The 17,620-nt window shown below is 56.5% G+C and carries 16 protein-coding genes and 1 pseudogene; 7 read left to right on the top strand and 10 right to left on the bottom strand.

Annotated features, from left to right (window positions below; genetic code table 11):
* The first annotated feature begins 68 nt into the window (after window positions 1-68).
* Together mca and HMPREF0183_RS07170 are read left to right on the top strand one after the other, a co-directional pair.
* Complete coding sequence (gene mca, locus HMPREF0183_RS07175) at window positions 69-1,025, top strand: mycothiol conjugate amidase Mca (RefSeq protein WP_005884471.1); 957 nt, start codon at window positions 69-71, stop codon at window positions 1,023-1,025.
* The gene (locus HMPREF0183_RS07170; RefSeq protein ID WP_005884469.1) at window positions 1,022-1,324 is read left to right on the top strand and encodes a hypothetical protein; all 303 of its coding nucleotides are present in this window, start codon (window positions 1,022-1,024) and stop codon (window positions 1,322-1,324) included. The genes mca and HMPREF0183_RS07170 overlap by 4 nt, the downstream gene beginning before the upstream one ends.
* 35 nt (window positions 1,325-1,359) lie before the next feature.
* Here the strand turns inward: HMPREF0183_RS07170 and trhA are convergent, their stop codons facing one another.
* Window positions 1,360-2,127 (bottom strand): PAQR family membrane homeostasis protein TrhA, encoded by a 768-nt coding sequence (trhA, locus tag HMPREF0183_RS07165; protein ID WP_005884467.1) that lies wholly within the window; start codon window positions 2,125-2,127, stop codon window positions 1,360-1,362.
* 87 nt (window positions 2,128-2,214) lie between these two features.
* Here trhA and HMPREF0183_RS07160 point away from each other — a divergent pair, with 87 nt between their 5' ends.
* Both HMPREF0183_RS07160 and phoH2 read left to right on the top strand, forming a co-directional pair.
* Window positions 2,215-2,988: an isoprenyl transferase gene (locus HMPREF0183_RS07160; RefSeq protein WP_005884466.1), complete on the top strand. Its 774-nt coding sequence runs from the start codon at window positions 2,215-2,217 to the stop codon at window positions 2,986-2,988.
* Window positions 2,989-3,161: 173 nt separating this feature from the next.
* A complete protein-coding gene (gene phoH2 / locus HMPREF0183_RS07155; protein ID WP_005884463.1) occupies window positions 3,162-4,484 on the top strand; it encodes an RNA 5'-3' helicase PhoH2 in 1,323 nt (440 codons plus the stop codon).
* A gap of 91 nt (window positions 4,485-4,575) precedes the next feature.
* Here phoH2 and HMPREF0183_RS07150 read toward each other — a convergent pair whose 3' ends face one another.
* Genes HMPREF0183_RS07150 through glpX form a run of 3 tightly spaced genes read right to left on the bottom strand, consistent with a single transcriptional unit; the run spans window position 4,576 to window position 7,744 of the window.
* On the bottom strand, window positions 4,576-5,982 hold the full coding sequence (locus tag HMPREF0183_RS07150; RefSeq protein WP_005884461.1) for a class II fumarate hydratase: 1,407 nt from the start codon (window positions 5,980-5,982) through the stop codon (window positions 4,576-4,578).
* Window positions 5,979-6,626 carry a carbonic anhydrase gene (locus HMPREF0183_RS07145; protein ID WP_005884460.1) on the bottom strand — a complete coding sequence of 216 codons (648 nt, stop codon included), beginning with the start codon at window positions 6,624-6,626 and terminating at the stop codon, window positions 5,979-5,981. The genes HMPREF0183_RS07150 and HMPREF0183_RS07145 overlap by 4 nt, the downstream gene beginning before the upstream one ends.
* Window positions 6,626-7,744, bottom strand: a complete 1,119-nt coding sequence (gene glpX, locus HMPREF0183_RS07140) for a class II fructose-bisphosphatase (protein ID WP_005884457.1) — start codon at window positions 7,742-7,744, stop codon at window positions 6,626-6,628. Before glpX ends, HMPREF0183_RS07145 begins: the two co-directional genes overlap by 1 nt.
* Window positions 7,745-7,860: 116 nt before the next feature.
* Here glpX and HMPREF0183_RS07135 point away from each other — a divergent pair, with 116 nt between their 5' ends.
* Window positions 7,861-8,427, top strand: a complete 567-nt coding sequence (locus HMPREF0183_RS07135; RefSeq protein ID WP_005884455.1) for a DUF4245 family protein — start codon at window positions 7,861-7,863, stop codon at window positions 8,425-8,427.
* 36 nt (window positions 8,428-8,463) lie between these two features.
* Here the strand turns inward: HMPREF0183_RS07135 and HMPREF0183_RS07130 are convergent, their stop codons facing one another.
* Together HMPREF0183_RS07130 and xseA are read right to left on the bottom strand one after the other, a co-directional pair.
* Window positions 8,464-8,700 carry an exodeoxyribonuclease VII small subunit gene (locus tag HMPREF0183_RS07130; protein ID WP_005884452.1) on the bottom strand — a complete coding sequence of 79 codons (237 nt, stop codon included), beginning with the start codon at window positions 8,698-8,700 and terminating at the stop codon, window positions 8,464-8,466.
* On the bottom strand, window positions 8,697-10,010 hold the full coding sequence (gene xseA, locus HMPREF0183_RS07125) for an exodeoxyribonuclease VII large subunit (protein WP_005884450.1): 1,314 nt from the start codon (window positions 10,008-10,010) through the stop codon (window positions 8,697-8,699). The genes HMPREF0183_RS07130 and xseA overlap by 4 nt, the downstream gene beginning before the upstream one ends.
* Window positions 10,011-10,113: 103 nt before the next feature.
* Here xseA and HMPREF0183_RS07120 point away from each other — a divergent pair, with 103 nt between their 5' ends.
* Window positions 10,114-11,169: a 4-hydroxy-3-methylbut-2-enyl diphosphate reductase gene (locus HMPREF0183_RS07120; protein WP_005884448.1), complete on the top strand. Its 1,056-nt coding sequence runs from the start codon at window positions 10,114-10,116 to the stop codon at window positions 11,167-11,169.
* Window positions 11,170-11,205: 36 nt separating this feature from the next.
* The gene (locus HMPREF0183_RS07115; RefSeq protein WP_005884446.1) at window positions 11,206-11,718 is read left to right on the top strand and encodes a ferritin; all 513 of its coding nucleotides are present in this window, start codon (window positions 11,206-11,208) and stop codon (window positions 11,716-11,718) included.
* Between the two features lie 91 nt (window positions 11,719-11,809).
* Here HMPREF0183_RS07115 and HMPREF0183_RS07110 read toward each other — a convergent pair whose 3' ends face one another.
* The 4 genes and pseudogenes from HMPREF0183_RS07110 to HMPREF0183_RS07095 all read right to left on the bottom strand — a co-directional run bounded on the left by HMPREF0183_RS07110 (window position 11,810) and on the right by HMPREF0183_RS07095 (window position 17,586).
* Complete coding sequence (locus tag HMPREF0183_RS07110) at window positions 11,810-12,955, bottom strand: DNA recombination protein RmuC (protein ID WP_005884445.1); 1,146 nt, start codon at window positions 12,953-12,955, stop codon at window positions 11,810-11,812.
* Window positions 12,956-13,008: 53 nt separating this feature from the next.
* The gene (locus HMPREF0183_RS07105) at window positions 13,009-14,997 is read right to left on the bottom strand and encodes an acetoacetate--CoA ligase (protein ID WP_245527135.1); all 1,989 of its coding nucleotides are present in this window, start codon (window positions 14,995-14,997) and stop codon (window positions 13,009-13,011) included.
* A 5-nt stretch (window positions 14,998-15,002) separates the two neighbouring features.
* Window positions 15,003-16,324: pseudogene (locus tag HMPREF0183_RS07100) on the bottom strand (short-chain fatty acid transporter).
* A gap of 110 nt (window positions 16,325-16,434) precedes the next feature.
* On the bottom strand, window positions 16,435-17,586 hold the full coding sequence (locus tag HMPREF0183_RS07095; RefSeq protein WP_005884437.1) for a helix-turn-helix domain-containing protein: 1,152 nt from the start codon (window positions 17,584-17,586) through the stop codon (window positions 16,435-16,437).
* Between the last annotated feature and the right edge of the window lie 34 nt (window positions 17,587-17,620).

The raw sequence follows: 17,620 nt of genomic DNA, 5'->3' as shown, positions 1-17,620 counted from the left end.
CGTAAACGCGGGGCAAAACGACTAATCTATGATAGTTGCTTTCATCATATAGATCTCTAAGGAGATGCATGTATTCGGCCCTTCGGTTGCTCGCCGTTCACGCACACCCAGACGATGAATCGTCTAAAGGTGCGGCTACAACAGCTCTGTACACTTCGTTGGGCGCCCAAGTTTTGATTGCAACCATGACCGGGGGAGAAGCCGGTGACATTCTCAATCCTGCCCTAGCCGACTCCCCGGCGGCAGAACGTGACATTGCGGAACTTCGTCGCCGTGAAATGGCCACTGCGGCGTCGATTCTGGGTGCTGATCACCAGTGGGTAGGGTTTGTTGACTCAGGACTTCCCGACGGTGACTTTGAGACCCAGGTTCCTCACGGGTGCTTCTACCGGGTCCCTGCCCACGTTGCTGCGCGTCCTTTGGTCAACATCATTCGGCGATTTAAGCCACACGTCATCACCACATATGACGAACTGGGCGGTTACCCACACCCTGATCACATCCACACGCACACGGTGACGATGGCCGCGATTCAAGCGGCGGCTGATGATGCGGAACATCCTGAACTGGGAGAACCGTGGAATGTGCAAAAGGTGTACTACAACCAGGACCTATCTCCCGCTAAGTGGATGCGGGTTCACGCTCTCCTTGAAGAGAAAGGGCTCGAATCACCACTTGCTGGCATGGTGAAAAAGTATAACGAGCGACCCGCACGCGAAACCTGGCTCACCGCTCGCATCGAATCGCAGGAGTTTATGGATACTGCACGCCGGGCACTGCTTGCTCACGCCACCCAGATTGACCCCAACGGTGGCTTCTTCTCTGACATCCGTAAACTCGCCTCGGAATACTGGCCAACAGAAGAGTTTGAACTCGCAATCGACAACACCGGCCGTGGGCTCGATCCTCGTGCAGATTTCGTGGAAAGCGACCTCTTCGCAGGAGTGACCTTGGAAGACGGCACGGTTATTGGCGAAGACGAACTGCGAAAAGTGCGTGCCCAACGTTCAGGAGAACAGTCATGACAGCCATGGCAATAACCACCATCGCCATGTGGGCAGCAACCGCTCCGCCCACCAAAAAACCTATTCCCGACGAAGAGCTCGTGACACCCGGGACAATCGGGTTCCTCATCACGCTTGCCGTCGTCATTGCCGGTATTGTGCTGGCGAACCTCGCAGCACGCAAAGTCAGAAGGCTACGCGCCCGGGATGGTGCCGTTGAGTCGAACGTGCTCCCCGTGCGTGTTGATCCCCGGCAGTCGCGTGAAGAAGCAGAAGCGATCCTGGAGCAAAAACAGCGCAACCAGCAGGACGAATCCTAGCCGGGAACGACCTCGGTGGTTATTGTTTGTTCCCTTTAAAGCGCAGCTACTGCTGACACGAGAATTGCCGCCAAATGGCATCCGTAGCCGATCACGGTTGCGGTGTGGAAAATTTCGTGGAACCCGAATTGTGCTGGGAACGGGTTGGGGCGCTTCAAAGCGTAAATCACCGCACCCGTAACGTAAGAAGCACCACCGATCACAATGAGAATTCCCGCAGCCAAATTGTGCATCCACATGGACGGGATGAAACCAATTCCAGCGATTCCAATGCCAATGTACACAGGTACAAAAAGCCAGCGCGGGGCACTGATCCAGATGAGTCGAAAAACCACGCCCAAAATAGCGCCAGTCCAAATGATGCCCAAAAGCCACCACGACGCGGGCGGGTCCAAAAGCAACACCGCAAGTGGCGTGTACGTTCCGGCGGTGATGAGGAAAATGTTGGCGTGGTCCAGTCGGCGTAGCAAGATCCGCACGCGGACACGCCACGAACCACGGTGATACATGGCAGACGTTCCGAACAGCATCATGCCGGTGATAGCGAAAATTGCTGAGGCTAAGCGCGAAGCGACTGTGGGGCACAAAATGACAGCAGCGAGCCCACCAACGACGGCTAGAGGGAACGCGCCAGCGTGAATCCACCCGCGCCAACTGGGGCGGATCTCCATAAAACGCGTGACGTCAACACGCAGATTGCGCAAGCGGCGGGCGTGCTGAGACTTCGCTGCCGCTAACTTTCTGTCACGTTTCTTGTCGCGTTTGCTGTCACTGACCGGATCGAGTGTGTCTTGAGCGCCCATACACCTATTTTAGGCGGTGCGCTCTGGGGCTGAGACTCGGTCCATAATCAAGTTATACAGTAGTGGTAGAGATTTCGAGGAGGGCGAGTGCGCAGGCAAATCGCAGGCTGGCTGTATCGGTTGTATAACCGTCAGATCGTGCGCGAACTCGCCCCGTCAGATCGCATTCCGCGGCATGTGGGCGTGATTACCGACGGCAACCGCAGGTGGGCCAAAGAGTTCGGTGCAACCACTGAACAGGGCCATAGGGCAGGAGCTCAGAAGATCGTTGAGTTCCTGGGGTGGTGCGACGAAATTGGTATCGAAGTCGTCACCCTGTACGTGTTGTCACGCGAAAACCTGCAGCGCACGCCGGAGGAAGTCGAAACCCTGGTCGCTATCATCTCTGACATGGTAGAGCAGATCGCCCAGTCAGACACATACGCCGTGAACCTGGTGGGTGATTTGAGCGTTCTGCCTGAACCGCTCCGCGCCAGGCTGGAAAACGCACAAGAACGTTCGCGCGGTGGCCAGCCCAGTGTTCACGTCAACGTGGCCGTGGGGTACGGCGGGCGCCAGGAAATCGTTAACGCAATCAAGTCGTACTTGCGGGCAGAGTCAGCGGCAGGCACCAGCATGGAAGACGCGATTAACGCGCTGACAGAAGAACGCCTGGCAGAACACTTGTACACCAAGGGCCAACCGGACCCCGACCTCATCATCCGTTCTTCAGGGGAACAGCGGTTAAGTGGGTTCCTCATCTGGCAAAGCGCATACTCTGAGTTCTTCTTCTGTGAAGCCTATTGGCCCGCGTTCAGAAAGACCGACTTCTTGCGAGCCGTGCGCGACTACTCTCAAAGACAGCGCCGCTACGGCAAATAAGCCAGTTCACAACTCATTCACCTAAACGTCATCGACCCGCCGAGCCGGGCCCCACCTCGGGCATGGATTCTCACGTTAGGTTGGAAACAGTTGGTGAGGGACCAACCCGAGGTGTCAGCCTCGTCGGGGAAGGATTGAGTCGGGCACCTTGGACCTTAAGTACAGGGGAGCCCATGACTACCACTGTTCACACGTACGTACTCGATACTTCTGTTCTTCTTTCTGACCCGCGCGCAATCTACCGCTTCGATGAACACGACGTGGTGATCCCGCTCATTGTAGTAAGTGAGCTGGAAGCGAAACGGCATCATCCGGAATTGGGTTTCACAGCGCGTCGAGCGTTGGGGATTCTGGATGATTTGCGCGAGGAGTTTGGGCGTTTGGACGCGCCGATTCCGATTGGTAGCGAAGGTGGCACGTTGCGTGTCGAGCTCAACCACGTTGACGCGTCAGGTTTGCCGGTGGCTTTTGACCGGGGTGAAAACGACACGCGGATTCTCGCTGTTGCGCGTAATTTGCAGGCTGAAGGACACTCCGTGGTTGTTGTGACCAAGGATGTGCCGATGCGTGTCAAGGCGTCTGCGCTTGGTCTGGCCGCGGAAGCGTACTTGGCTGAACAGGCTGTCGATTCCGGATACACGGGTCTGAGTGAACTCATGTTGGATGAAGCGGAAATGGCTCAGTTGTTTGACTCAGGTTTCGTTGAAACCAAGGCCGCCGGCGCCGAGGTGTTAAATACCGGGCTGGTTTTGTCCTCTTCGCGTGGTTCCGGGTTGGGGCGCGTTGTGGCGCTTAATGAGCAGGCAGGCACGGGGACGATCAAGTTGGTGCGCGGGGACCGCGACGTGTTTGGAATCCATGGCAGGTCGGCTGAACAGCGGATCGCTTTGGACATGCTCACCGACGAAGAAGTGGGCATTGTGTCCTTGGGTGGGCGTGCAGGAACCGGTAAGTCGGCAATGGCGCTCATGGCTGGTTTGCAGGCGGTCTTGGAAGACCGCACGCACGAAAAAATCATGGTGTTCCGGCCACTGTACGCAGTTGGTGGTCAAAACCTGGGGTACTTGCCTGGTGATGAGTCAGACAAGATGAACCCATGGGCAGAAGCAGTATTCGACACTCTGGGAGCACTGGTCTCCCGCAACGTCATCGACGAGGTGATTCACCGTGGCATGTTGGAAGTTCTCCCGCTCACGCACATTCGAGGTCGCTCATTGCACGACGCGTTCGTCATCGTGGACGAGGCACAGTCGCTGGAACGCACCGTCCTCCTCACTGTGCTTTCACGCCTGGGGCAAAATTCCCGGGTGGTACTCACGCACGATGTAGCTCAGCGTGACAACCTGCGGGTGGGACGCCACGACGGTATTTCAGCCGTCATTGAAAAACTCAAAGGGTACAAGCTGTTCGCGCACATCACTTTGACACGTTCGGAGCGTTCTGCGATTGCGGCACTGGTGACCCAAGTGCTCGAAGAGTTCGACATGCACACGTAATTCCCAACGCACCAGCTCACGTTAACGAAGTGGCGCCCCACACCAAACTGGTGTGGGGCGCCGGACTATCTACGACCTCGGCGGTCTTTTACTAGCGGTTGAACTCACCCAGCATGGTGGTCACGTCAAGCGCCTTATCCAGGTCTTCTTCCGTGATGGTGCCGTTTTCGACGTAGCCCAACTCCACCGTTGCTTCTTTCACCGTCATCTTGTTGTTAACAGCGTGCTTAGCGATCTTGGCGGCGGCTTCGTAACCGATGACCTTGTTCAGCGGGGTCACGATCGAAGGGGAGGCCTCAGCGAGGAAGCGGCAGCGTTCTTCGTTAGCTTCCAGACCCTTGATCATCTTGTCGGCCATAACGCGGCTGGAGTTAGCCAGCAATCGGATCGACTCCAACAGGTTCGAAGCCATGACTGGGATACCCACGTTGAGTTCGAACGCGCCGTTGGTCGAGGACAGCGACACAGCGGTGTCATTACCAACCACCTGCGCACACACCTGGATAACAGCCTCACAAATAACCGGGTTGACCTTACCGGGCATGATCGACGAGCCAGGCTGCAGATCAGGAATGTGAAGTTCACCCAGACCCGTGTTGGGGCCCGAACCCATCCAGCGGATGTCGTTGTTGATCTTCATGTACGAGTACGCGATGTTGCGCAACTGACCGGACGCTTCAACCAGGCCGTCACGGTTGGCCTGAGCCTCGAAGTGGTTACGTGCTTCCGTGATAGGCAGACCGGTCTGTTCGGCCAGGTACTTCACAACGGCCTGCGGGAAGCCTTTAGGCGTGTTGATTCCGGTACCGGTTGCGGTTCCACCCATAGGAACTTCAGCAACACGCGGCAGCGACGCTTCGATACGTTCGATGCCGTAACGCACCTGGGCAGCGTAACCGGAGAACTCCTGACCCAAGGTCACTGGGGTGGCGTCCATGAGGTGCGTGCGGCCAGACTTCACGATGTTGCGGAACTCGGTGGCCTTTTCTTCCAGTGCGCTCGCCAGGTAGTCCATAGCAGGAACCAGGTCGTTGACCAGTGCCTGGGTGACGGCTACGTGTACCGAGGTGGGGTAGACGTCGTTGGACGACTGCGATGCGTTGACGTGGTCGTTGGGGTGGATCTCAGTGTCCTGGCCTTCAACGGTGCGGTTAGCCAGGGTTGCGATGACCTCGTTGGTGTTCATGTTCGACGAGGTTCCTGAACCGGTCTGGAACACGTCGATGGGGAATTCGCCGTTGTGGGTCCCGGCGATGACTTCCTCAGCCGCGGCAATGATCGCCTTGGCGCGGGTGTCGTCAAGAACGCCGAGGTCGTTGTTGGCGCGTGCGCACGCCTTCTTCACGTGCCCCAGGGCGGCGATGTTGGCAGCTTCGAGAGGCTTGCCAGAGATGGGGAAGTTTTCAACTGCGCGCTGGGTCTGAGCGCGGTACAGGGCGTTGACGGGGACTTTAACCTCACCCATAGTGTCGTGTTCAATGCGGAATTCTTGGCTCACTGTGCCTCCTTGCTGTCGGTGTTGAGTTCGCCGCGAACGGCAACAACATTCACTTTTCCGTCCGCCAGAGCGTAGGTGAGACCCACGAGTGCGGTACGGCCTTCATTTACTGCTTTACGAATGGTGTAGGAACGTGCGTAGAGACGTTCCACTGTGTCGACGGTGTTCTGTTCTACTGCCGCCCCGATGTCGCTCTTGCCTTGTGAGTGGGCGCGGGCGACTGCGGGAAGGATGTTGGATACGACGTCGTCAACGAAACCGCCGGGGAACGTTCCGTTCTGGTAAGCGTCGACGGACGCAGTGACAGCGCCACACGAGTCGTGTCCCAGAACTATGACGAGCGGGGTTCCTAATTGTTCGACACCGTATTCCAAGCTGCCAATTGTGACGGAGTCGGTGACCTGCCCAGCTGTGCGGACCACAAACATTTCTCCCAGGCCCACGTCAAAGATCAGTTCAGCTGCAACACGAGAGTCAGAGCAACCGAACAGCGTCGAGAAAGGCAACTGGGAGGTGCGCAGTTCGCGCCGCCTCGTGGCGTCCTGTTGGGCATGTTCCGGGGTGTCTGTCACAAAGCGTTTGTTTCCGTCGATCAGACGGTCAAATGCCGCTTGTGGGGTGTTGTATGTGCGTGAGTTGGGCATTAAACAAGACCCCGACGAGCTGCTTCGCGGGCAGCTTCTTCATATGAGTGGGTCTTTTCAATGCGGTGTTCTGCGTACACGTTGCGCACGGTTCCGGACTTGGAACGCATGACAAGCGAGTGGGTCATGACGTGCTGGCCTTCATAACGCACTCCGTCTAGGAGGTCTCCGGTGGTGATACCGGTTGCGACGAAGTACGTGTTGTCGCTCTTGACAAGGTCGTCAGTGGAAAGAACGGTGTCTAGTTTCAGGCCTGCGTCGATGGCACCTTGGCGTTCTTCGTCGGACTGTGGCCATAGGCGACCTTGGATGACCCCGCCCATCGCTTTCACTGCGCATGCTGTGATGATGCCTTCTGGGGTTCCACCGATTCCCATGAGGAGGTCGGTTCCGGTGTTTGGGCGGCACGCCGCGATTGCTCCAGCGACGTCACCGTCTGAGATCAGCTTGATACGGGCGCCAGCGTCGCGGACTTCTTGGATGAGTTCCTTGTGACGTGGACGGTCCAAAATCACCACAGTGACGGCTGATGCGTCGTCGGTGCTTCCTTTAACCTTGGCCACACGGCGGATGTTTTCGCTTACGGGCAAGCGCAGGTCAACGACGTCAGCGTACTGGTCACCAGCGACGAGTTTCTCCATGTAGAACACGGCGGATGGGTCATACATGGAGCCACCCTCGGACACGGCCATCACGGCGATCGCGCCGGGCATGCCTTTAGCCGTCAAAGTGGTTCCGTCAATCGGGTCAACAGCAACGTCAACGTGAGCGCCGGTGCCGTCGCCCACTTTTTCCCCGTTAAACAACATGGGGGCTTCATCTTTTTCACCTTCGCCAATAACGACGGTGCCGTCCATGCGGACGGTCGAGATAACGTTGCGCATCGCTGCTACCGCAGCGCCGTCGGCAGCGAGCTTTTCACCGCGCCCAGCCCACGGGCCGGCGGCAATCGCTGCCGCCTCGGTCACGCGGACCAGTTCGAGCGCGAGGTTACGATCGGGTTCGCCTTCTTCGGTGCGGAGTCGCTGGGACCATTCATCGGTCACAGCAACGGGTTCGGTTTCTGCACGCCCGCCATTGTGGTGAGCCTTTTCTTGTGACGCATTCAGCTCTGTCATATCTTCATTGTGCCACTAACGACGTTTCAGTTTGCGGTGGGCTAGAGAGAAGGTGGACAGGGGAGCTTTTTCACCGTGCGTTTGTGAGTTGCGAACAGTGTGGGCACAATACTGGGGTGACTGAAAAATCTGCCCAAACTCAGCCCGGCTCGCGCGCAGAAATGCGGAAACTCCGGTTGGAAGCCAACTGGATGAACATGGTGATCGCACTGCTGGCGTGTGTTCTGATCATGGTGCTAGCGCTCATGATCGCGCCGCAGCCAAAGGGCGACCCCATTCGCAAAGTGGATGCCCAGGGTATTGGCCAAACGGCAGATGAAACAGTTGATTGGCCGGTTGCGTGGTTTGAAACTCCGCAAGACTGGCACTCAAACGAAGCGCGTCTGGGGCCCATGGGGGAGCCGTCGGTAGAAACGTGGTACGCCTCATATGTGGGTCCCGATGAGCAGTGGTTGTCGATCCGTCAAGCACAGGCCGAAGAAGATTGGGCGAAGTCATTTGTCAAGGAGTTCGCGCCTGTTGGGGAACAGAACATCCAAGGTGTGAAGTTCGCAACCTATGAAGGCAAAAACCGCGAACAGGCGTTCGTTGGTCAAGCCAACGGGACCTGGTTAGTGGTTCAGGCGGTTGCCACCGCTGAGTCTGTTGACATGTTTGTAGGGCGCGCTCTGGAGAAGCACTAGGTGGCGTGTGCGCGGTGTGCGCGTGACGCGGCGAGCCTATTCTGCTTCTTGCTCTGAGCTAGTTTCGTTTTCGCCTGCTTGTTTGGCTTGAGCTTTGTCGAGAGCCTCGCGGGCGCTGTCGAGCCACGCTTGGCACCGGTCAGCTAAGAGCTCCCCGCGCTTCCACAGGGTCAGAGATTCTTCCAAGTTGAGGTTTCCGGCTTCTAAAGCCTTGACCGTGTTCATGAGTTCTTCGCGGGCCTGCTCGTAGCTCATGTCGTTGATCTGAGTCATGGTGTGTCCTTTGATCGGGGCGTGGTTTGCCGGTGTGGATGGATTTTCGTGACAGTGGCGTCGAAAGTGCCTTGTTCGACCGTGACGGTGAGTTTGTCGCCAGTGCTTAAATCTTGCGTGTTCCGGACTGCCGTTCCCGAGGTGTCCTGCACGATCGCGTAACCGCGGGCCAGGGTGTTGAGCGGGCTGAGGGCACGAATCTGTGTGCGGAGGTGTTCAACGGTGGAGTTTCCGTGTTGGAGTATGCGCTTAGTCAATGAAGCGGCACGCGCCCGCCAGTCGGCGATTTCTTCGGCGCGAGTGGCGATGATGGTGTGTGGGTTTGCCAATACGGGGCGGCTCCGGACACTGTCGAGGCCCTTTTGTTCGTTAGTGATGAAGCGCTCAAGAATGCCTGTCATGACGGCGCGAGCTTGCATGATGTCCATGACTTCTTGGTAGAAGTCTGGCACGACCCGTTTAGCGGCGTCGGTGGGGGTGGAAGCTCGGAGGTCTGCGACTTCGTCGAGGATCGGGCGGTCTGCTTCGTGACCAATTGCCGAAACGATTGGAGTTTTAGCGGCTGCTACAGCTCGGATGAGGGACTCATTCGAAAAGGGGAGGAGGTCCTCTAAGCTGCCACCACCTCGGGCGATGATAATGACGTCAACGTCTGGTCTTGCGTCTAATTGATCGAGTGCAGCGATGATCTGGGTGACGGCCCCCGTGCCTTGGACTGCCGTGTTGATGACGTCGAATTCGACAGATGGCCAGCGCAGTGTGGCGTTGCGGATGACGTCTTTTTCTGCGTCGGAGTTACGGCCGGTGATGAGCCCGATTTTGGTGGGCAAAAACGGGATTGGTTTTTTGAGGGCCGGGTCGAAAAGGCCTTCGGCAGCGAGCAGCCGCTTGAGACGTTCGAGGCGGGCGAGAAGTTCACCAAGCCCTACCGGGCGGATGTCGCGGGCCTGCATAGAGAGGCGACCGATTTTCATCCAGAAGTTCGCTTTGAGTTGTACGACTACGTGGTCACCGGCTTTGACGGGAGTTTCGAGTCTGTCAAGGACGTCTGAGAACACTTGAACGGGTAGTGAGATTTGGTCATTGAGGTCGCGGATAGTGAGGTAGGAGGCTCGTCCGCGGGAGTTGAACTCGATGATTTGACCTTCGACCCACACCACGGACATGCGTTCGATGTAGCGCTTGATGTTTTTGCTTAAAAGCGAGACCGGCCACGGGTTCTCAGGAGTTGTTTCAAGCGCGGTGGCGGGCAGGCTGCTGGGAGGTTCACCACCGACTGTGCCGGGTGTGCCGCTGATCCGTGGGGCCATGACTTATCCGTTCGTGGTGTGATTGTTCGCGTGTGGGCAGTCTAACCTGGCTCTTAGTGCCAGGGTTTCTTAGAATGGTGTTGTGTCTACTGTAACTATGCCAATGCCTTCGATGCCCAGAACCCGTAAAGCACCTGAAGATATTGAACAGCCAGATGGTGAGAAGAAGGTTCTTCTGGCGGCACCTCGCGGATATTGCGCCGGTGTTGACCGTGCTGTCATCGCTGTTGAACGGGCCTTGGAGCACTATGGCGCGCCGGTGTATGTGCGTAAGGAGATTGTGCACAACCGTCACGTCGTCGAGACGTTGACCGAACGGGGCGCCATTTTCGTTGAAGAAACTGATCAGGTTCCGCACGGTGAGCGAGTGGTGTTTTCTGCTCACGGTGTTTCTCCGGCAGTGCATGAAGAAGCCGCTGAGCGGGACTTGAAGACGATTGACGCTACGTGCCCGTTGGTGACGAAGGTGCACCGGGAAGCCGTGCGCTTCGCTAAGCAGGGCTACACTATTTTGTTGGTGGGTCACGAAGGCCACGAAGAGGTTGAAGGCACCATGGGTGAAGCACCTGAGTCGATTGTGCTGGTGCAGGACCCGGCCGAGGCCCGAGAGGTTGATCTGGGTAACCCAGAGAAGCTGGTGTGGATCTCGCAGACCACGTTGAGTGTTGACGAGACGATGGAGACGGTGTCGATTCTGCGTGAACGTTTTCCGCAGTTGATTGATCCGCCTAGTGACGACATTTGTTATGCGACTCAGAACCGTCAGGTGGCGGTGAAGAAGATTGCGCCACAGTGTGACTTGGTGATTGTGGTGGGGTCGAACAATTCGTCGAACACGAAGCGGCTTGTTGAAGTTGCGCTGGATCACGGGGCGAAGTCTTCGTACCGCGTGGATTTTGCGCGTGAAATTGACGAGGACTGGTTTAACGGCGTGGCTACTGTTGGTGTGACGAGTGGCGCGAGTGTTCCGGACTTGTTGGTGAAGAGTGTGTTGGAGCTTTTGGCTGAATACGGCTATGCCGATGTTGAAGAAGTGCGGACTGCCGAGGAGGATTTGATGTTTAGCTTGCCTCGTGAGTTGCGTGCTGATTTGAAAGCCGCTGGTGAGAACACGTCGAATAAGAAGAATGGGGCCAACCGCGAGCACGACTTGCGGTAATTGGACAGTGGATTTTGGGTTTCTTAAGGAGGAAACATGAAGCTTGCTGACGCGTTGGAAGCGAAGTTTAACGAGCAGATCACCTTGGAGTTTGAGGCATCGATGACGTATCGCCAGTTGGCGGTTGTCGCGGATGTGCAGAGTTTTCCGGGCATGGCGCAGTGGTTGCGGGCGCAGGCCGATGAGGAAATTGTGCACGCGAACAAGTTCATTGACCACGTGGTTGACCGTGGGGGTCATGTGCAGATCGGCGACATTCCGGCGCCCAAGGTGGGTGTTGATGTGAAGCCGTTGGACCTTTTTAAGGCTGCTTTGGCGCACGAACAGAAGGTGAGCGAAGCGATTCGTGAGCTGTACCGTGCGGCCGATGCTCAAGGCGACTTGGATTCACGTCCGCTGCTCAACTGGTTCTTAGATGAACAGATTGAGGAAGAAGCAACAGTGGGTGAGATCGTGGATCAGCTTGTTTTGGCTGGGGACGATGGTAACGGCCTGTTGCGTTTGGACGCAGAGTTGGGTTCGCGGACCTCTTCTGGAACTGAGGCCTAATAGGTATAGCTTTTCTAGAGGCGCCTCCGAGTTTTCGGGGGCGCCTTTTTGCGCGCGGTAGGTGCGTTGGTTGGAGCAGGTGCGTGGCAGGTCACGTTCCTGTGTCGCGGTGCTGTGGCAGGGTTTCTGGGCTGGTGGGGTAGGCGAGTTCTTGTGCAGTGATGTTGCGGGTGGGGGTGGTGATGCCGTTGAGTTCGTCGAGTTGTGTGTTGGTGATTCCGGTGTGGGTGAGTTTGCGAGCAGTGACGAGGAATCTGGTTTCGAATGATCCGATGAAGCTGTTGTATTCCTGGGTGGCGCGGTCGAGTGCGGTGCCAAGTTTTGTCAGTCGCTCGGTGAGAAGTCCGGTGCGTTCGTAGAGTTCGGTGCCCAGTTTGAGGACTTGGGCTGCCGAGGTGGAGATGTTGTAGTGGCGCCAGTTGAGTGCGACTGTTTTGAGGAGCACGAGCAGGGTTGAGGGTGAGGCGATGACGACGTTTTTGCTGAGTGCTTGTTCGATGAGTGCCGGGTAGGTGGCGGCGGCGTGGGAGAGGAGGCCGTCAGTGGGGATGAAGCACACGACGAATTCGGGGGACTGGTCGAAGGATTTCCAGTAGGTTTTGCTGGCGAGTGCGTCGACGTGTCGAAGAAGCGCTTGAGCGTGCTGTTTGGCTGATTCCTTGTTGTTCTCGCTGAGCCGGGAAGAAAGTGGGACTTTCGCGTCGACGACGATGGTGCCTCCGCCGGGGAGGTGGACGACCATGTCGGGGCGACCGTGCTGCGTGGAGACTTGAGTGTCGAAGTCGACGTGGGGGAGTAGGCCGGAGTATTCGACGATGCGTTTGAGCTGTACTTCGCCCCAGTCACCACGCGCGGACGTGGAGTGTAGAGCGTTTGACAGTTGTGTGGTTGATGCGTGGAGTCGAGCGTTTTGTTGTGTCAGGGACGTGATGTTTTCTGACAGCCGAGCGATCTGGTCGATTCGTTCGTGGTCTTGCTTGTGCATGTGAGCCTTGAGATCACGCACGCTCGCGGCGAGAGGGCCAACTGCGGCGGTGAGCTCAGCGGCGATAGCTGCGTCTGCTTCGAGGTTGGCAGTTCGTTCGGTGAGGAGCTCTGTTTTTGTTTGAGCTTGTGCAAGTTCAACAGAGTAACGTGACCGTGCCCGTGCTGAGCCTGCTAAAAGACCCAACACGGCCCCGGCAACAAGGCCCAGAATAAGTGCCGCAAACACTACGGCGACAACTGAAATGCTCATGTTCTCACTGTGCCATGAGGCACTGACACAGTTTTTGATTTCCAGTCTGGACGTCAGTCCTCCGATTGTGCGAACTTGGTGGCCTGCTCCGAATACCAGTCGAGCACCTCGGGATTCTGACTGGCCGTGCGGTTCAGCGAGTCGGGCGAGGCCCCTTGGAACAGGCGCTTAACCGGAACCTCCATGAGCTTGCCGGTCCGCGTGAGGGGCACATCAGGTGCGAAGATGACGGCATCGGGCACATACCGCGGAGACACCTTTTGCCGGATCGCAGCCACAATCTCTTTTTCTAACTCGTCGTGTTCAGCCTCATCACGCGTTGTAACAACGAACAGGGGCATGTAGTAGCCGCCGTTTTTGAGTTCTGCGCCAATGACCATGGAAGACGTGACTCCGTCGACTTCGTCGACAACCCGGCAGATATCGGCAGACCCCATGCGCACTCCACCTCGGTTGATGGTCGAGTCTGAGCGGCCGTGCACAATCCACCCTCCCGCTGAGGTGTTTGTTACCCAGTCTCCTTGGCGCCAAATTCCTTTGTAGGTAGAGAAGTAGGTTTCGGTGTAGCGGGACCGGTCGGTGTCGCCCCACAGGTAGATGGGCATACTCGGAATCCGGTTGGCAATAATGAGTTCGCCAACTTCATCAGTGACGGTTTCCTGGTCAGGCCCAATGGATCGCGCGTCAACACCCAGGTAGGGGCCCTGAAGTTCCCCGACGTTTTGTTTATCCCACGGGTTTGAACCAATGATGCCGGTAGCGATGTCGGTGCCACCGGAGTCGGAACCCAGATGAAAGTCCGTTCCGATCTGTTTCCGGAGCCATTTCCATGTTGTAGGCGGGAGTGCCGAACCGCTTGAGAGTACGAATCGCAGATGTGAGAAGTCCCAGTTGTGGGCATGAGACAGGCCAGACTTTTCTCCCATGGTTAAAACGGCGGCACCCGTGCCAAAGAAGGCAACCTGTTCCTCTGACACAATCTTCAGATGTTGAAGAGCATCTGGGTGGGCAGGGGAGCCGTCGTAGGTGACGACGGTCGCTCCCACGAAGAGTGTCGCGATCATCATGTTCCAGATGACCCACGTGGTTGAAGCCGCAAAGTGTGTACGGTCGCCGGTGCGGACATCGTATTGAAGCGCGTTCGCTTTGAGTGACTCAAGCACGACACCGCCGTGAGAGTGCACGATTCCCTTGGGCTTACCCGTTGTTCCAGAAGAATAGAGAACCCACAAGGGCGAATTGAACTCCACTCGGGTGAAATCCGGTTCTTGGGGTGACGCGAGGATGTCGCTTAAACGGGCAGAGGCTGCTGGCAATGTTTCGTCACTGTCTACGTCTGTGTCGACGAGCACGTGATGTTCAACAGTGGGTAGTGCTTCGAGAAGTTCGGGGAGCTGCGGTGTTTTGTCAACGACCTTGCCTCCGAAGTGAACACTGTCGGTTGTGAGGAGTACTTTTGGCTGGAGTTGTTCAAAGCGTTCTTTGACTCCGTGGGTACCAAAGTCTGTATTGACCACGGTCCAGATCGCTCCAACGGATGCGGTGGCTAGGAGAGCAACGACCGTTTGGGGGGTATTCGGCAAAACTGCGCAAACAACGTCACCTGGGCGGACACCTCGGGAGCGGAAATGCTGTGCGAGCGCACCTACTTGGCCTGCGAGTTCTTTCCAACTGATCTCTTCGCGTTGCGCTGTTTCGTGGAGACCAATGAGTGCGGGAGAATCCGGGCGTTCGTGGGTCCAGCGCAGAATGTTCTCAGCGTAGTTGATCTGTGAGCCACTAAACCACGTGGTTTCTGTGTCACTTACGGTTTGCGTCACTGGTGTTTCGGAGCGTTGCCCGCGAACGTCGAAGTATTCCCATACAGCTGACCAAAAGCGGTCGCTGTGCTCAACAGACCACGTGTGCAGTGCCTGGTAGTCGCCGAGGTCGAAAGCGGTGTCGTATGAATCGTTGAGAAACCGTGTGAAGCGCGCGAGTTGGCTCCGGTCAATGGATTCTTGGGTGGGGGACCAGAACTGGGTCGGGGTGTTGTCAGTCACGTGTATCACCATCCTAGAACGGGTACGAGGAGGAAAAATGTTCCGGAAATGACCATCAAAATGAGCATTGCGGTCATGCAGTATCCCCAAATGTCTTTGAGGCCCAGTTTTGCCAGACCCAGGGTGGGGAGCACAAAGAACGGCTGGAGTAGGTTGGTCGTCATGTCACCAACGGAAACGGCGTTCACAATGGTGGCAGGGTTAATGTTCATGTTTTGGATCGCTTCAATCATGACCGGCCCCTGCACCTGCCACTGGCCACCGGCAGATGGAACAAAGATGTTGACGATCATCGCGGCGATGTACGTGAAAAGTGGGAACGTCGCTTCGGTGGAGATGGAAGCGAACCACTGACCGATCATGACGATGAGGCCAGAGCCAGCCATGATTCCGATGATGCCCGCATAGAACGGGAACTGGAGGACAATTCCGGAAGCGGCAGGGATGCCGTCAGTGATGCATTTCGCGTACTTTGCCGGGCTACCATGCAACCCAATTCCAACCACCAGGAAGATGAAGTTCATGATGTTGAGTTCGAGGTTGAAGCCGTTGGCGATGAAGTAGAGGCTGATGGCGAGGATTCCGAATACGACAACAATGGTGTTAACGATGATGCTGTTGTCGATTTTTTCGGCTGCGGTCTGAGGCTTTGGATCTGCAGGTGGTTCGGCGATGTCTCCGTTCAGTGGAATGATCTCGTTGGGCTTGGGTGCCATAAAAGCGAAGCCCGCATAGATGCCAAGGAAACCCACAATCGACACCAGTAGCATGGTGGGGCTAAAGATTGTTTCTGTCACCGGGATCAAGCCGATTTTCTCTTCGAGCGGGTGGCCCGGCGTGTTCACGAGAAGAGGCGCTGTGAGCGCTAGAGACATGGGCTGCGTAGCGATGATCGCTGAGTATGACGAGGCGACCAGGAGGCGGAAATCAGCTGTCTGTGTGCGCTCGCTACTTCGATCGCGATGATGGTTCCGCCCACAAAGCCCAGTCCCCAGCTGATGATTCCGAGAATCGCAGAGACAACCATCACTACTGTTAGGGCGGCGAATTGGGTTTTCGGGATGGTGGCGAACTTAGCCAGGAGCCGGTTGACTAAAGGCGCTTTGGCCAGGGCATACCCGGTGACCAGAACCACCACCATTTGCATACCGAACTCGAGGAAGTTCCAGAAACCGGCGTACCACATGTTGGCAACCTCTGGGACGCTGACGCCACCCAAAAACACGCCCATGGCTGCGGCAATAATTGTCAGGATCAGCGCAAAAAGAAACGCGCTTGGTAAGTGTTTTTCAACCAGTATGTTGAGGCTTCTCGAGAGGGTTCTCACGGTTGCTCCTTTGCAATCGATCGTCTACATCAACGTCGTCTCAATGCTAGGAGTCACTTCGCCTGTAAACCTTGTCCCAACGCACAAAACTTACAGGCGGTGTTTGTGTGTCATGACAACTGGTGAAGTTCGTGCACTTTTAACGCTTCGAACAGCCAGGCGAGCTCAACGCGGGTTTCAGAGTGATCGACCGAGCATGACGTCAATTCCTCAAAGCGCGTGATTCGATACCTGAGTGTGTTTGGGTGGCAGTGCAGGATGCGTGCGGCATCTGTGGCATGTGCATCGTGGGCAAGATAAGCCTCAAGTGACGTAAGAAGTGTCGAGACGTCCGCGCCTGAGCGCTCCAGCGGAGTTACATACTTCTCTTTGTAGGGGAGGAGCACCTCGGGGTGTGAGAGAACAGCGACGCGCCAGCCAACATCCGAAATGAAGTGGGTGCCCAGCTTTTGACCCACGGACGTGCGGGAGATCTGATGAGCCACGTTGTAGGAGTAGTGGAGCTCGCTTAGGGTTCGTGGTGGGCCAATCGCGATGCTTGTGTGAGGAAAAGAGATGGCATCGGTTGAGAACCCTTCGATGGTTGAGCCGGTAGCCATGCACACTCCACGTCCATTGGTGAGGCGAGACTCAAGAGTCCGTAAGACTTCATGTGCCGGTAGCGTCGAGCCCTTTGGGATTGCCACGATGAAGTAACTGTAGGGAGTCCGGTCATTGAGCTGGAAGAAATCGGCGGCCTGGCACACGTGGTGATCGAGCTGAGCCCCCGATTTGATTGCGTCAAAAAGTATCGCCTTTTGCGCTTGATCCTGTGAGGCTTGCATGTGCTGATGGTGGTTGTACACCTGAGCAAGTTTGACCGTGTACGCATTTGCCGACTGCCAGACCTTGGTAATTGCAGATGTCTGTTCGCTTGCGGTGCACCCGGAGTCGTTGAGCAGAACGATTAACTCCGCGACGATGAGCTCAATGCTGAAGCGGTAAGTCTGGAAGATTTCTTCCATGGGCACTGATTTTTCGAAGCGGGATCGTGAGATCTGCGCCCAGTTGAGAAAGTGCGAATCCGAGTTTCCGGTACGGGTCACTCCTGCGCGGATGCACATTTCGATGTTTTGTTCTAGTGACTCTTCTATCTCCCTGTCCGTGACATCGATGTAGAGCGGGCACTCTTTACGCACGTAGTCAATGATGACCGGAAGAAGTGTGTCCTTGTGCGTGCGAAGCTGTTGCGCGATCCGCTCACGAATGGCAGAAGTGACCATGCTCTGATTGTGTCATTGTCACGAAAAAGAGACT

It is taken from the genome of Brevibacterium mcbrellneri ATCC 49030, assembly GCF_000178455.1.
In the GTDB taxonomy this organism is placed as follows: domain Bacteria; phylum Actinomycetota; class Actinomycetes; order Actinomycetales; family Brevibacteriaceae; genus Brevibacterium; species Brevibacterium mcbrellneri.
The sequence above is the reverse complement of the archived record's forward strand: the minus strand, read 5'-3'. Positions and strand labels throughout refer to the sequence as shown.